This is a genomic window from Chitinophaga sp. (assembly GCF_039596135.1).
In the GTDB taxonomy this organism is placed as follows: Bacteria; Bacteroidota; Bacteroidia; order Chitinophagales; family Chitinophagaceae; genus Chitinophaga.
In genome coordinates this window covers 17,429-32,010 of sequence record NZ_JBCNKH010000070.1, presented here as the reverse complement: position 1 = coordinate 32,010, position 14,582 = coordinate 17,429, and the positions used below count along the sequence as shown (strand labels likewise).

General features: G+C 43.0%; 11 protein-coding genes. 2 read left to right on the top strand and 9 right to left on the bottom strand.

Annotated features, from left to right (window positions below; all coding sequences use genetic code 11):
* From ABDW16_RS26130 to ABDW16_RS26120, 3 genes are all read right to left on the bottom strand, one after another.
* A partial coding sequence (locus ABDW16_RS26130) for a TIM-barrel domain-containing protein (RefSeq protein ID WP_343673903.1) occupies positions 1 to 2,040 on the bottom strand: 2,040 nt, incomplete at its 3' end.
* Between the two features lie 28 nt (positions 2,041 to 2,068).
* Complete coding sequence (locus ABDW16_RS26125) at positions 2,069 to 4,681, bottom strand: glycoside hydrolase family 3 C-terminal domain-containing protein (RefSeq protein WP_343673902.1); 2,613 nt, start codon at positions 4,679 to 4,681, stop codon at positions 2,069 to 2,071.
* A gap of 672 nt (positions 4,682 to 5,353) precedes the next feature.
* Positions 5,354 to 6,388, bottom strand: a complete 1,035-nt coding sequence (locus ABDW16_RS26120; protein WP_343673901.1) for a sialidase family protein — start codon at positions 6,386 to 6,388, stop codon at positions 5,354 to 5,356.
* 146 nt (positions 6,389 to 6,534) lie between these two features.
* On the opposite strand from ABDW16_RS26120, the gene ABDW16_RS26115 reads away from it, so the two are divergent.
* Positions 6,535 to 7,410, top strand: coding sequence for a helix-turn-helix domain-containing protein (locus ABDW16_RS26115; RefSeq protein WP_343673899.1), 876 nt, complete (start codon positions 6,535 to 6,537; stop codon positions 7,408 to 7,410).
* 409 nt (positions 7,411 to 7,819) lie between these two features.
* Here ABDW16_RS26115 and ABDW16_RS26110 read toward each other — a convergent pair whose 3' ends face one another.
* The 4 genes from ABDW16_RS26110 to ABDW16_RS26095 form a co-directional block, all read right to left on the bottom strand.
* Positions 7,820 to 10,237: an ABC transporter permease gene (locus ABDW16_RS26110; protein ID WP_343673898.1), complete on the bottom strand. Its 2,418-nt coding sequence runs from the start codon at positions 10,235 to 10,237 to the stop codon at positions 7,820 to 7,822.
* Positions 10,238 to 10,516: 279 nt separating this feature from the next.
* Entirely contained in the window at positions 10,517 to 11,266 is a 750-nt protein-coding gene (locus tag ABDW16_RS26105; protein ID WP_343673896.1) for an SDR family oxidoreductase, read from the bottom strand.
* A gap of 56 nt (positions 11,267 to 11,322) precedes the next feature.
* Positions 11,323 to 12,057: an SDR family oxidoreductase gene (locus ABDW16_RS26100; RefSeq protein ID WP_343673895.1), complete on the bottom strand. Its 735-nt coding sequence runs from the start codon at positions 12,055 to 12,057 to the stop codon at positions 11,323 to 11,325.
* Between the two features lie 244 nt (positions 12,058 to 12,301).
* Positions 12,302 to 12,886, bottom strand: a complete 585-nt coding sequence (locus ABDW16_RS26095) for a Crp/Fnr family transcriptional regulator (RefSeq protein ID WP_343673893.1) — start codon at positions 12,884 to 12,886, stop codon at positions 12,302 to 12,304.
* A 242-nt stretch (positions 12,887 to 13,128) separates the two neighbouring features.
* Here ABDW16_RS26095 and ABDW16_RS26090 point away from each other — a divergent pair, with 242 nt between their 5' ends.
* On the top strand, positions 13,129 to 13,641 hold the full coding sequence (locus ABDW16_RS26090; RefSeq protein WP_343673891.1) for an AAA family ATPase: 513 nt from the start codon (positions 13,129 to 13,131) through the stop codon (positions 13,639 to 13,641).
* A 43-nt stretch (positions 13,642 to 13,684) separates the two neighbouring features.
* On the opposite strand, the gene ABDW16_RS26085 is transcribed toward ABDW16_RS26090, so the two are convergent.
* A complete protein-coding gene (locus ABDW16_RS26085; RefSeq protein WP_343673889.1) occupies positions 13,685 to 14,053 on the bottom strand; it encodes a hypothetical protein in 369 nt (122 codons plus the stop codon).
* 37 nt (positions 14,054 to 14,090) lie between these two features.
* Complete coding sequence (locus ABDW16_RS26080) at positions 14,091 to 14,564, bottom strand: GNAT family N-acetyltransferase (RefSeq protein ID WP_343673887.1); 474 nt, start codon at positions 14,562 to 14,564, stop codon at positions 14,091 to 14,093.
* Positions 14,565 to 14,582: the final 18 nt, after the last annotated feature.

The window sequence follows — 14,582 nt, the reverse complement described above, 5'->3', positions numbered from 1 at the left end:
CAAGGGAATAATATCCAATGGTGTTTCTTTCTGCAATGTTTTACCACCCTCTACCTGCTCGCCTGTCCAGAAATCAAACCACCGTGTACCAGCAGGTAAATATACCTCTGTAAATTTATGAGCATTGAAGTCTTCAATCCTTACAGAATCATTGCTGTTCGTATACTGCGCCTGTGTCACAGGTCTTACCAGTATAGACTTCCCAAACATAAATTCATTATTCACATCCCATGCATTCCGATCTTTAACAAAATCCATTACCAGTGCGCGCATCATGCTGGACTGGTTGGCCGTAACATCCCAGGAAGTTGAATAAATATAAGGTAGCAGGCTATAGCGTAAATGAATGAATTTCTCTATAGCATCATATACCTTGTTACCTTTGCTGCCAAATTGATATATTTCCCTGGGAGCATCTGTACCATGAGAACGCATCATCGGACAGAAAGTACCAAAGGCTATCCACCTTGCATACAGTTCGCAATATTCCGGATCTTCCAGCTTTTTATGGAACTCACTAAGAAAGAATCCGCCAATATCACTGTTCCAGTAAGGAATGCCGCTTAAAGAGAAATTAAGCCCGGTAGGGATCTGATTTCTTAATGTCTCCCAGGAGGAACTAATATCACCGGACCAGGTATTTGCGCCATAACGTTGCTGACCAGCAAATGCGGAACGCGTAAGGATAAATACCCTTTTATCAGCACTCACTTTCCGTTGATGATCGTATACCCCACCTACAGTCATCAGCGGAAATGCATTACGTACTTTACGAAAAGATCCCAGAAAAGATTTCTGATCCAGGTCTGAATTTTTAAATGACAAATGATCTGGTTCCGAAGAGTCCATCCACCAACCATCGAACCCGAGAGCAAATAAGCCTTTGTTTACATATTTCCAGTAAATATCCCTCGCTGCAGGATTATAAGCATCATATACACGCACGCCGGAGGGATAATTCATATCCGGAGGCCAGACGTCTTTAGCACTTTCCGGCCAGGTACTAAAATTGAAAAGCATGCCCCCGGCGTTCAGTTCTTCATAAGGTTTTGTTTTTGGCCCGAAAGAAGCCCAGATAGAAATGATCGCGTGAGCATTCATTGCATGAATATCATCTACCATTTTTTTAGGCTGCGGGAACTCCGGGTTTAAAAAACTCATGCCGTTCCAATGGTAATTATCACCCCAATATTGCCAGTCCTGGATAATACCGTCTAAAGGCACTTTCAGCTCCCGATATTTTTTGACAACATCAACAATCTCCTGTTGCGATTTATACCGTTCCCTGCTCTGCCAGTAACCATAGGTCCACAAAGGGAACATAGGCGCCTGACCGGTTAATGCCCGCATGCAGGCAATCACGCCGTCAGCATCGCCTCCGTACATGAAATAATAGTCTATACAATCCCCTGCTTCCGACTTAAAATACGTTTCGGTTGTATTATCTTCAAAAGTGGTAGGTGAGTAATTATCCCAGAATATGCCATAACCTTTTACGGACTGGAAAAATGTAATAGGATCATCAGTATTACCCTGCATCATCATGGTATACTTTTGATTGCGTTGACTCAAATTTCCCCGCTGATGCTGACCCAGTCCATAAATAGGTTCATTCTTTTCAAGCTGAAAAGATTGTGATATAGAAAATGTTTTGTTTCCGGCATCATCAAAAGGTGTAAAGGAAACGCCATTGGGAGTTTCACTCAGCAGGGCCTCGCCCGGAATGGTTTGATAGCGGATTTCGCCCGTTACCGTATTCAGCCTGACACTGAGCTTATCACTTTTAACGATAATGAAGCCACTTCCCGAACTTACCTTAAATGTTGTCTTTACAGGACTTGCTATTACCGACAAACTCGTCCCGGAAAACATTTTGTGCGCTGGCGACTTAATAACCCTTACAATAGAAGGCGTATAAAACTGAATCATTACTTCATTGCCGCCCACCACTGTGGTGATGCCTGAAATGCTCTTTTCGTATTGCTGCCCGTAACTGCCAATACTGAACATCATGAAGATCAAAAAGTGTAATGGTCTCATCTTATTCTGTTAACTTTTTACTCAATATTTACCGGATCATCAGGGTATGTGTCAGCACATTACCTGTGCCGGCATTATACTTTCCTGGCTGCCCCCCTCCTATGCTGATGACGGCTTTTCCTCCCGGTTGATAGCTGTTACCTTTTTCATCAATCAGGGAAAGATCTTCCGTTGTAAGCGTAAATGATACTTCTTTACTTTCACCACGTTTTAATGATACGCGTTGAAAGCCTTTCAAGGACCTTACAGGCGCGTTGGCTACCGCAGGGTAACTTACATACAGCTGTACCACCTCATCACCATCAAATTCCCCTGTGTTGGTCAACACTACACTGATACTGACCGGTGCCCCTTTGCGGACGCTTTCTGCCATCTTAAGCCGGCTATACGTAAATTGAGTATAGCTTAATCCATATCCAAAAGGATATAAAGGTTTCCCCCTGAAATAGCGGTAGGTCCTGTTATGCATAGAGTAGTCTGTAAACGGAGGCAGATCTTTGTCTGAGGCATAAAAGGTCACGGGCAGGCGACCTGAAGGATTGTAATCCCCAAATAACACATCAGCAATAGCGGTTCCTGCACGCTGCCCTCCATACCAGGCATTGATAATGGCAGGTATTTTAGCCTGCTCTTCAGGAATGGCGATGGCACTGCCGGTCATCATAACAAAAATGACTGGTTTACCGGTTTGCTGCAAGGCTTTCAGGAGCGCTGTTTGTACTTTGGGCAACATAATGGTTGTCCGGTCACCGCCATCAAACCCAGGCACTTTTACAGGCATTTCTTCACCTTCCAGTTGCGGTGAGATACCGCCCGCAAAAATGATGGCATCAACATCCTTTAACCTATCAGCCAAAGCGGCAAAGTCTGTTTTAACCCTGTCACCAACCTTAACCCGGATGGAGGCATTACCTTCATTCTGATAATATTCCACTACCAATTTGTAGCTGCTGTCTTTTTGAACAGGTAATGTAAAAGGCCTTGCACCCCAGCGGTTTTTTGTCCAGGCATCAATAATCAGGCTATCATTGATAAACAAACGATATCCGTCATCTCCATCTATTTCAAAATTCATCGTTTCGGTAGCTGCTGCTTTCAGAAATGTGGTATACCTGGCTGAGTAATGGATGGTTTTCAGGTTAGGCGCCGGGGTTTGTCCTTCCGTCCAGTAATGATCAATATCCTTTTCTATGAGGGTCTGCAGGGGCGCGCCTTCCAGGCGCTCATTTGCAAAATACGCTGCCTGCACTCCCGGACGGCCTTCAAAGGAAAGCATTGATGTAATATCTCTGTAACTCAGCAGGGTATCGTTGGTATGATTGATCGCCTTTTCGTAGATCAGTGTTGCATCCGGAGCCAGTTTTTGCCTGATCCCTTCAACAACGGTCACTACCCTGGATGGCGTACCGTTATAGTTGCCAAGCACAGCTATTTTATTATCGGCATTGGGTCCTATCACCGCTATCTTCCTGATATCTTTACTAAGGGGAAGCACCCCTTCGGAATTTTTCAGTAAAACGATGGATTCTCTGGCCATTTTCAGGGCATGGTCATCATGTTCCGGGGATTCCAGCACTGAAGCGGGCGTTTGCGCATATTTCACCTGTGATTCCGGATCGAACATCCCCAGCCGGAAACGTATGGTAAATAATCTCTTTAATGAAGTATCCAGTTGAGCTTCGCTTAACAATCCGGTTTTTACTGCGTTGATCAGCGAATAATAAACCGATGTGCCGCACTCAATATCTGTTGAATGAATGAGGGCGTCTGCAGCTGCGGCGGTAGCGTCTTTATGCGTTTTATGGTATTTGAAAAAATCATCTATCGCCCAGCAATCGCTAGTCACATAGCCGGTGAATTTCCATTGCCGGCGAAGAATGTTGGTCATGAGCAGATCATTGCCGCAGCAAGGCTGACCATTTACGGCATTATATGCGCACATAACGCCAGCAACACCCGCATTGACGACCAGTTCATGAAAGGCAGGCAAATAGGTATCCCAAAGATCATGTACTGAAGGGTTAAAGTTATCGGAATGCCTGCTGGATTCCGGGCCGCTGTGCACGGCAAAATGTTTGGCACACGCAGCAGCCTTCAGGTATATAGGATCATTGCCCTGCAGTCCGCGTACAAAAGCACCCCCCATTTTTGCGGTCAGGTACGGATCCTCTCCGTAGGTTTCCTGTCCTCTACCCCACCTGGGATCGCGGAATATATTGATATTGGGTGTCCAGTAAGTTAAGCCCATATACCGTTCATTATTCTTTCCCTCTGCCGTTGCCTTGTTATGAACAGCCCTGCCCTCGGTGGCCGAATAATCTGCCATGAGGAAGATGGATGCAGTATCCCAGGTAGCAGCCATTGCAATGGCCTGCGGATAAGAAGTGACATGGTAAGGAGTGCGGGCCACACCATGAAGCGTTTCATTCCACCAGTCATAGGCAGGTATACCAAGATGGGCTATGGCTGAAGCAGCATTGAGCATTTGACCGACTTTTTCTTCCAATGTCAAACGGCTAACCAGGTCATTTACACGTCGTTCTACAGGCAGCGTATAATCCCACATGGGAAAACCTTTATATTCCTGGCCCAGGGCGGAACCAGACACAAATATTCCAATAAGCACGATTAGTTTTTTCATAACATGAATGTGGTTCTTTAATGGATAATATTAAACAATTGGCAATAACGTCAATCTGACAATTATTAAACTTATTCCAAATAAACCAAATAACAAACTAATTTTGGTCATACGTATAAATAGGACCTGGTGTCGCCATCAGGTTTGTTTATATTGATGTATTATTTTATCCTTTACAATTTAAAAAGGAATCATTTGTACCCTAAATTTGTCAGGGCAAAGGCAATTATAAGGGGGATAAAGTTATCGTGTAAGTCCGATTACAGTAAGATCTGCTTCAGCCAACAATCCTGAAAGGGCCAACTTATATAACAGGCTTTGCTGAAGACTTCGATATATGGTAGCTCCATAAATGGGCCGCTGCCGGATACCATCAGCAGTCGTAAAGTAGAAGGTCTGGCGAATCACAATTCCACTTCCAAATTCCCAGTAAAGTTCAATAAAGACAAAAACCTTTAAAAAAAGGGCTGCCTCATTTCTTTGTTCTGAGACGCCCTTTTTTTTAAAACATTATTGGCCGGGTAAAACCGGGATGAATAAGCTGATTACAGCCGTAAAAGAAGTATTTAAAAACAAAGGTTGCTCATCCTGATTTTATGGAGAAAAAACATATGAGGTTTTATTGGACTTTCTCCAGGCCCCTTCTAAGCTTTAGTCGTTAGACCACAGTTTTCAACATCCACCCTTGCTGGGTATGGCATAGATCACAGTGCCTGAAACAAATAAATTGAAGACCTTATCTTCTACAGAAGAAAGTAATAATTTCCATGTTTTTCCCTTGTCTGATGATCTGAAAATGCCGTCAGGATGAGCACAAAAGAAGTTTTCACCAACCTGGATAATTGGAGTCATGAAGGCTTGCACACTAGGACGATCATTCCAGGTCCGCCATATTGAACCAATAAAATCTCTGTCCTGAGAACTGGCTTCAATGGGCTGCCAGGTTTTACCGCCGTCGTAGGATGTACTTAGCCTCCTGGTACCAGACTCTGAACTGGAAGTGATAGCAACGAATCCACCTTTGATCTGTTTTACATCCCAGGCCACATCGCCCTCACTGCTCACCACCGCCCAGTTTTCGCCATTATCGGTCGATCTTATTATCCTTCCCGTACTGATCCCCACCAGTACGCCATTCGACTCTGCCAAATGCCCTACCAGGGTTCCGGAATGGACATGTTTCCAGGTTTTTCCATTGTCAGCAGTTTTATAAAAGCCTCTGTCAATGCCGATGAAAATTGTACCTCCGGCAGTCTCAAAAACGCTGCGTATTCGTGGCTCCACTAAAATCTCGAATATCGGCGACCATACACTCGTTCCGTTTGTTGTTTTCAAATTTATACCCCAGTAATTGTTGGTAAATATCCAGGACTTACCGGGGGCAATGCCGCTATGTTCGTCAGGGATAATCTCTTTGGTCCAAAAAGGAGCTGTGGCATTTGGTGCACTGTGATAGAGTCCGTTTCCAACCTTTATAAACAGCCCTTTATCATTTGCAAAGAAGCTTTTTCCCTTGATACCATCTTCCCGCAAATTTTCGGGCAGCCCTTTGCTGATGTCCTGCCAGGTTTGTCCGCCATCTGTAGATTTAAAAACGATCTTTGCAGTTCCGGTGGTAAGGGATGCCAGTGGAATTCCAGGCGCCTGAGTACAGGAAAAGAGGAATTGAAAAAAGAGCAGGAAAGCCAGATTATAGATGATCTTCATGAATGAAAATGATTTGGTGAAACAATAGAGCAAAGCTATCAGACCTCAACTACCTCAAAGCTTTTTATCAGTAAAAAGTTGTAAAAGATGCGTAAAACGTTTGTAAAACCAGCTAAAACCGGGGGCTAATGGTGTATTTTGCACGCATGAAACCATTTATTCTATTCGGATCTTCCATCATAATAATTTTTCTTTTAATTTCTGCTGTCGCTGCTATCAATAAAAAAGATGAAATTCCTGAGAAGCATTTAGAAGTTGTGTTACGTGATATAGGACATCAGCTTTTACTCTCAGTTAAAGATTCTTCGTCCCGGGTGCTGCCGGTTAAGCAATTAAATGAAAATACATACCAGATCTCCTTTCAAAATGACTTTAGGTTAACTTCGGATACACTCATCAATTTAGTTCAACGAACATTTCAAAAAAACGCCCTGGCAAACAATTATATAGTGAGTTTAAAGAATTGTGACCCAAAGGAAACGGTCTTTGCATTCGAAATAAATAGCCAGGCAGGCAATTTAACGCCTTGCCGGGGGCGTAAGCTTGAGGTTGGTTGTTATGTTATTGAAATTGAATTTTTGAAGAAAACTACGTTTAATTACTTTCTGCTGTTGCTATCAATTATTCCTTTAAGTGTTGTTGGATTTTATGTAAAAAATACTTTCCGGAAAGAAGAGGACAAAGTATCAATCCCCGATAATAATGATTACCTGCAATTAGGAAGCTTTAGATTCTATGCAGATAATAACGTGCTGAAAACTGAAGATAAAAGTATTACCCTTTCAGAAAAAGAAACAAAAGCACTAGAAATATTTGCAGATAATATAAATCAGGTCGTAGAAAGGGAAAAACTGATGAAAGAGATTTGGGAAGACAAAGGCCTGGTGGTCATCAGTAGAAATGTTGATGTATTGGTGTCAAAATTACGTAAGAAATTAGCCGACGATCACTCCATTAAATTTATTAATGTACCCGGCAGGGGCTACAAATTTATTATTGAGCAGATACCAGTTAAAAATTAAGTAAAGTGTAAAACAAATTAGATTGTGTGACTAATACTTTGTCAATTGTCATGAGTAGCCTGATTTAAATTACACAACTTCGTTCCCAACCAGGACGTTAGAGGTCCATTGCTTGCGCACCAACACTTAAATTACCTGGTTCGAAAAACTCACCAGTTCTGGGCACGTAAAATGTAAAATTTCGTAGCGACACATAAAAGGGCGGGTAACCGGCACCTCTCTGCCTGCTACTCCTTTATTCAAAGTGCTTTTACCTTCCTTTTAATCAACGACATAGAAATTGATATAATTGCAAAAGTTGCAAGACAGGCTACCAACCCTGTAGCCTTATATGTCGCTAAACCAAGCCCGTCTGAATTTACATTGTTGCATATGTGCAACATGCATGACCAGACATTTTTTCACGCTATTATTCCACTTTTAAGGAAGTAACCGGGTTGGTTGTTGCTGCTTTATATGTTTGGTAAAAGATAGTTATTATCGATATCAATATCGCTGCACATCCGCCAACCGCAAAAAGCCACCATTGCAGTTCTATGCGGTAGGCAAAGGAGGAAAGCCAGTTCGTACAGCATAGATAGGCGACGGGAAGTGAGATCAGTATGGCGATCAGGACAAGTTTGACGAAGTCGCGGGAAAGGAGATACATGAGATGAATAGCTGTGGCACCTAGTACTTTTCTGATGCCGACCTCTTTCAATCTTTTTTCCACGGCAAATACGGCAAGGCCATAGAGCCCCAGGCAGGAAATAATGATGGCCAGCGCAGCAAAGTATTTGGAGAGTACGGCCATACGGGTTTCAGCAAGGTACTGTCGCTGGAAGTCCTGGTCCAGGAACTTGTATTCGAGAGTGTAACCGGGATTGATGGTGTGATGATATGCTTTTATCTCATTGATCACGTTTTTAAGTTGGCCAGGTTGTACACGTACAACTATCCTGGTGGCATTGGCAGGTTTATAGCGGATGAACATAGGGCCCACTTTTTTGTGCATAGATTCGAAGTGGAAGTCCTTCACGATGCCAATGATCTGCATTTTATTTCCCCAGAGGGTAAATGTTTTACCTACAGGGTTTTTTAGGCGCATAGCTTTGATACCAGCTTCATTGATGATGATATTGTTTGTATCCGTGCCATATGCTTCAGAAAATGGTCTGCCTTCTTTCATTTCCATAGCGAGGGTCTCGATGAGCCCAGCGGTGACATCTGCGCGTTGAAATCTGATCACTTCTGATGGGTTGCGATCTTCCCAGTCGAATGATCCTGTGGTGTAACTAAGATCACCCAGGAATTCGCGATCGATGCCTGCAGCCTTCAATACACCGGGAAGCTGTCTGATGGCATTGATAGCCAGCTGGGGATTGTTTTTTAGTGTTCCCTCGATCTCGAAATACAGCACGTTTTCTTTCTGGAAGCCCTGATTTTGAGTTTGTACATAGCGCACTTGTCTGAGCACGACCAATACACCGACAATGAGAATGCCTGAGGTAGCAAATTGGAATATGACGAGTCCTTGTCTTAACCACAGAGTAGCGGAACTAAAAGGTAGTTTGCCTTTGAGAGCGGTGGTAGGTCTTAGTTTAGAAAGGTAGATAGCAGGGTAAAGGCCGGCAGCTACGCCTGTGAACAGGGCCAATATGATGAATTGAATATCGAAGGTTAGCGTTAAGTGTTTCCCTGTGATGTTGCTGAATGAGGGCAGGGTCAGGTGAACGATGACTAGCGAGATAATAAGTGAAATAAAGCTGAGCAATACTGATTGAGTAAGGTATTGCAGGATCAGTTGTGAGCGGTTGACGCCAAGGGCTTTTTTGATCCCGATCTCTTTCAGATTATTGGTAGCACTGGCTGTCGAGAGGTTCGTAAAGTTGATACACGCGATGAGAAGTATCAGCACGGCAGCCAGGGCGAAGAGCCTTACGTAGTCGATGCGGCCACCCGTGATCTGTCCATTTTCGATTCTGTTATAGAGATATGCGTCAGAAAACGGACGGGCAAAGAGGGTATAGTTATCTACGCCTTTGGTGTTTAGAAAATGTTCAATTTTCTTGTTGAAGTTAGGCAGGTCACTTTCGTTATTAAGTACTACGTAGGTGAGAGGGCCATAGTTGTGCCACCTGTTATAAGTCGAGTCATTCGCATAAAGCAGGATGTCCGATGAAACAAGGAAATCGAAATGTTCTGATGATTGTGCAGGTATATCCTGGAATACGCCGGCTATCTGGCCCTGGTAGTCTGACTGTAGTTCAACATTGCTCCATACAAGGTTACGCCCGATGACATCGGTGGTTTTAAAGAGCTTTTTAGCAAGGGATGCGGAGACTACAATATTGCCCGGGGCGCTGAGCACTTTGTGGGAATCACCATAGATGAGGGGATAAGAGAAGACATTGAAGAAGTCTTTGCTGGCAAATTTGCCTGCAGCTGAGACCTTTGTGTTCTTACCATCGCCTATTTTGCTCCGGCCTAGCCAGTAATCGGGAGAAGTGGTGACGGCAAGTTTGACTTCGGGGAAGTCCTTAGTGAGGGCGTCCGCAAGAATACCGGGAGTGCCTTCAACGGTGTTTAATGAGCCTTTAAGTTGTTCGTTTTGAAGAATCTGGTAGATCTTTTGGGCATGGAAGCGGTCTATTTGTAATTCGCTGTTGACCCATAGGTAGATGAGGATAGCGCAGGTAAGGCCGCTGGTTAATCCGATAAGATTGATAAGAAAGGAGCTCTTGTGTCTCTTGAACTGGCGGACTATCAGGAGAAGGTACTGCTTGACCATTTCGGATTGGTTTTGGATGGTAGGCACAAAGGTAGTGCCATTAAGGGAAATGGCCATAGGAGCGACTTGCAGGATTTACATGTGTTCGTCTGCGGACAGGTATTGGACAGAAATGAACAAAAAAGAAGGTGTCTCCGAAATAATTACTTAAGATTTCCGATGTTTACTCATCACATTAGAGAAAAATGATCCATTAGTATGGTGAAAAATTGTAATTCCAGCCTATAGTTTTCCTTCGGCATACAACCGTTAACAAAGATGGTTTATGCGCACACATCCTTTATCAAAAGCGGGTAAAGTGCAGCCATCACCACTTCACCCACTTTTGTTTTTACATTATAACTGAGTTATTCCGCCATCAACAGGAATATCGGCTCCTGTTGTAAAACTGCTGTCTGAAGAGGCCAGGAACAAGATCGCATTCGCTACTTCGTCTGCCTCCCCCATCCTGCCCATTGGCGTCATCTCTGAAAACGTCTTTCTCATGGCGTCAGAATTTTCCTTTGTCCCGAACTGCAGGTCTATAATAGGTGTCTCAATAGGCCCGGGACTCACGGTGTTGACCCGAATTTTGCGTGGCATAAGGTCTACCGCCCATGTTCTCACATAAGATCTTTCAGCCGCTTTTGTGGCGGAGTAAGTCGGATAAATGGCGATGCCTTTTTGATGCGCCCCTGATGAAACCACAACAATAGAACCTCCGTCCACAAGAATAGGGAGCGCCTTTTGTACTGTAAAAAAAGACCCTTTTGCGTTCGTGTTAAATGTCTTGTCAAAGTGTTCCGGTGTTACAGCTGCGGTAGGAATCGCTTCGACAAATGCAGCATTGGCGACCACAATATCAAGATGCCCTTTTTCTTTTTTTATCACGGTATACAGATGGTCAAGGTCATCCAGGTTGGCGATGTCGCCCTGTACTGTTGTCACATTGCTACCAATTTCTTTTGCTGCTTTCTCCAGTTCTGCCTGACGCCGGCCTGTGATAAATACATAAGCGCCCTCATCTACGAATTTTTTGGCTGTGGCCAAACCGATGCCGCTGCTACCACCAGTAATAACGGCAACTTTATTTGCTAATTTTTTCATTGTCTTGTTTGAATAATTTGTCAGTAGAAATACTATGAACTATTCCGTGGTGTATGTTATATCTGTGCTACGCCGCCGTCAACAACCAGTTCTGTACCGGTGATATAGCTGGAATCATCTGACGCCAGGAATAAGGCTGCTTTGGCAATTTCTTCGGGCTTACCCATTCTTGCCAGTGGCACTGATTTGGCAAGTCCGTCCAATACTTCCTGGGGAAAACCGGCAAATACATTGGTGTCTGTGTGTCCAGGTGCGATGACATTTACCCTGATCTTACGCGCTTGCAGGTCTACAGTCCATGTTCTTGCCAGTGATCGGATGGCAGCCTTACTGGCACTATAAACACCCATTCCGGGAAAACCTTTCACGCCTGCTATCGAACCTGTCATAATGATCGAACCACCATCTGTCAGCAAGGGAAGTGCTTTTTGAACCGTGAATATGGTTCCCTTCACGTTTACGTCGAAAGTTCTTTGATATACCTCTTCCGTAACAGTACCAATAGGAACACCAAAATCACCTATCCCGGCACTAACATACAATACATCGATCCTTCCCTTCACTTTCTCTACCGTGTCAATCAGCCTGTCAAGGTCTTCCAGTTTTCCGGAATCGGCCTGAACACCGGTAACATTATGTCCGATTGTCTCAACGGCTTCATCTAGTTCTTTTTTCCTACGGCCTGTAATAAAAACATATGCGCCTTCAGCAACAAATAGTTGCGCTGTTGCAAGTGCCAATCCGCTGGTAGCTCCGGTTATCACTGCCACTTTGTTCTCTAACTTTTTCATATTCTTTTTGATTAGTTGATAACACAAAGCTCTTCTAAACGGGAGCCTTTAAAAATCAACTATCGGAAGAAATAAGGGTAAACTAGTTTAACTTGTTTGCAGGGGCGTAGGTGTTAACGTTTCGTCATACATGATGGGAGCTACATGAAGTCACAAAGCACTGGCAATATTTCATCCTGAAAAACGATTAAACCAGATTAACTTTTTTTTGAAGCGGGTTACAGCCAATATAAGGATAATAAACCTATCCCTTTATTTTTCGGTTTCTTATCCGGGAGAGGAACTGCGTCGTCATTCCCAGGTAAGAGGCGATCACATACTGAGGGAAACGCTGTAGAAACTGCGGGTATTTCTTTTGCATTTCTTCATACCGTTCTTCAGCTGTCTTGCTGATACTCCATAGCATCCTTTTTTGGATAGCGGCAGCACCACGTTGTGAATGTATGCGGAAGAACCGTTCAAATTGGGGCACCTTCTCATAAAGCGCTTGCTCATTTTGGTAACTGATCTGTATAAGCGTTGAATGTTCCATCGCTTCTACGAAAAGTGTAGCAGGTTCCTGGTTAATATAACTGGTGAAATCCGAAATCCACCAATCGTCTATAGCCAGTGCAATCGTATATTCCTGGCCATCATTACCAATAAAATAACTCCGCAATGCCCCTGTAGTGATATAGGTTCTGTACTGGCAAACAAACTCAGGTTGAACAACAAACTGTTTTTTCCTGACTTTTTGAGTACGTAACAAAGAGGTAAAAAGCTGTGCTTCCTCTTCTGTCAAGGTGATGAATCGAGATACATTCTGTATAATAGAGCTAAATTCAGTCATATTGTAAAGTTAGCAATTTTAACAGAACCTATCTCATTTCCAGGACGTCCCTGGCATTATCATATCGAAGAGGAGGATCATATGCAGTTCAGGTACAGTTACATCGAACGCTGCGATAGATATCTTTTCGGCTCCCCACGAGATTTATTTGCATTAGTATGACCCAAGGTATGCTGGCAACAATTACTTTTATGAAGTAATCCGTATTATTTCAATAATCATGAATCGAAAAATTAACATACATGAAGGTAGCTGTAATAGGTGCTCATAAGGTTGGAAAAACGACATTGGCTGAAGAGCTCCGGGAGTATCTTCCTGGATACGCTCCTAATATAGAGCCATATTATGTGCTTGAAGAATCAGGATATATATTTTCAGAAATACCCGATGTTGATGATTTCATAAAACAATTTGAATGTTCGGTAGAACAAATCTCAAAATCCGAAAACAATATAATATTTGATAGATGTCCAATTGATATTTTGGCATATATCCATGCTATTGATGAAGCCAGAAATATCGAATCATTATTTGAAACCGCTCAAACAATAATCGCTACAATAGATCTCCTTGTGTTCGTTCCAATAGAAGAACCAGATTTAATATCCTGCCAGAAATCAGATTTACCTAAACTTAGATACAGGGTAAATGATATACTTAATGATTGGATATGGGACCTGGATATAAAAACCATTGAAGTGAACGGCACCTTGTTAGACCGTAGAGATCAGGTGATAAATGAAATAGTTTATTGAAAATCGACACTAGGATAAGAAAAGAAGCGGGATACGAATTGATTTAATGCCAATCATGTCCACAATAACGACATTGCTTAGCCCTGGCTGTTCTACAGAGTTTACCACATTTAGGACAGTTATTAAAAAATATCTCAGACTCATATTTTTCTTTAATCTTACTTGCCACCAGAATGTTAAATTGATCCGGGCCTATTTTCATCATATGTGATGAATCCTGATCATCTGAAATCCAACCGTATTCCCGATAAAGTTTCGTAGGATAATCACGAACTATGGTAGCTACAGGATCATCGGGATTTAAAGATAATGTAAGGAAATCAGCAAGTGTCATCTGGATTGGTCCTCGTTCTATGAGAGGAAGAAGGAAAAAATATTGATCTACGATATATTTTGCGGTTTGCGCGTCCATATTAATAGTACTAAAAGGAAGTGTAAATTAAACTGTGTCACTTACTAAAAATAGAAGGTTTAGTATCCTTAAACAAGACACTTATATCCTTCCAGATTAACCAATGTTCGTTTAGACTTTCGGCACCGTGCCGTTTATAAAACTTTTGTCCTATCGTATTGTCTGGAGCGCAATTTACGCAAATATACAAGGCTTTTTGGCTAATAAACCATGCTGCTAATTGATGAAGAAGTTTGGAAGAGATTCCGAGCCCACGATATTCACGTCCAACGTTAATCCATTGTAGTTCGCCATCGCAGCCAAACCGCTGTGTAAGGTGGCCAGCGATAAAACCAACAACCTCTTCATCTTTGGTGGCTACATACATGATGCGGGTTGCCAAAGATTGTTGAGGATTTACGTCACCTCGTATGTAACCAGATATCCTTTCGGCCCAAAAATCTTCCGTACCTTCACCCCACTGCTCTGCTCGGAGCCAAGCCATTCCGGGAATGTCCGAATCATTAGCCATTCTGTGCTGTATATTACT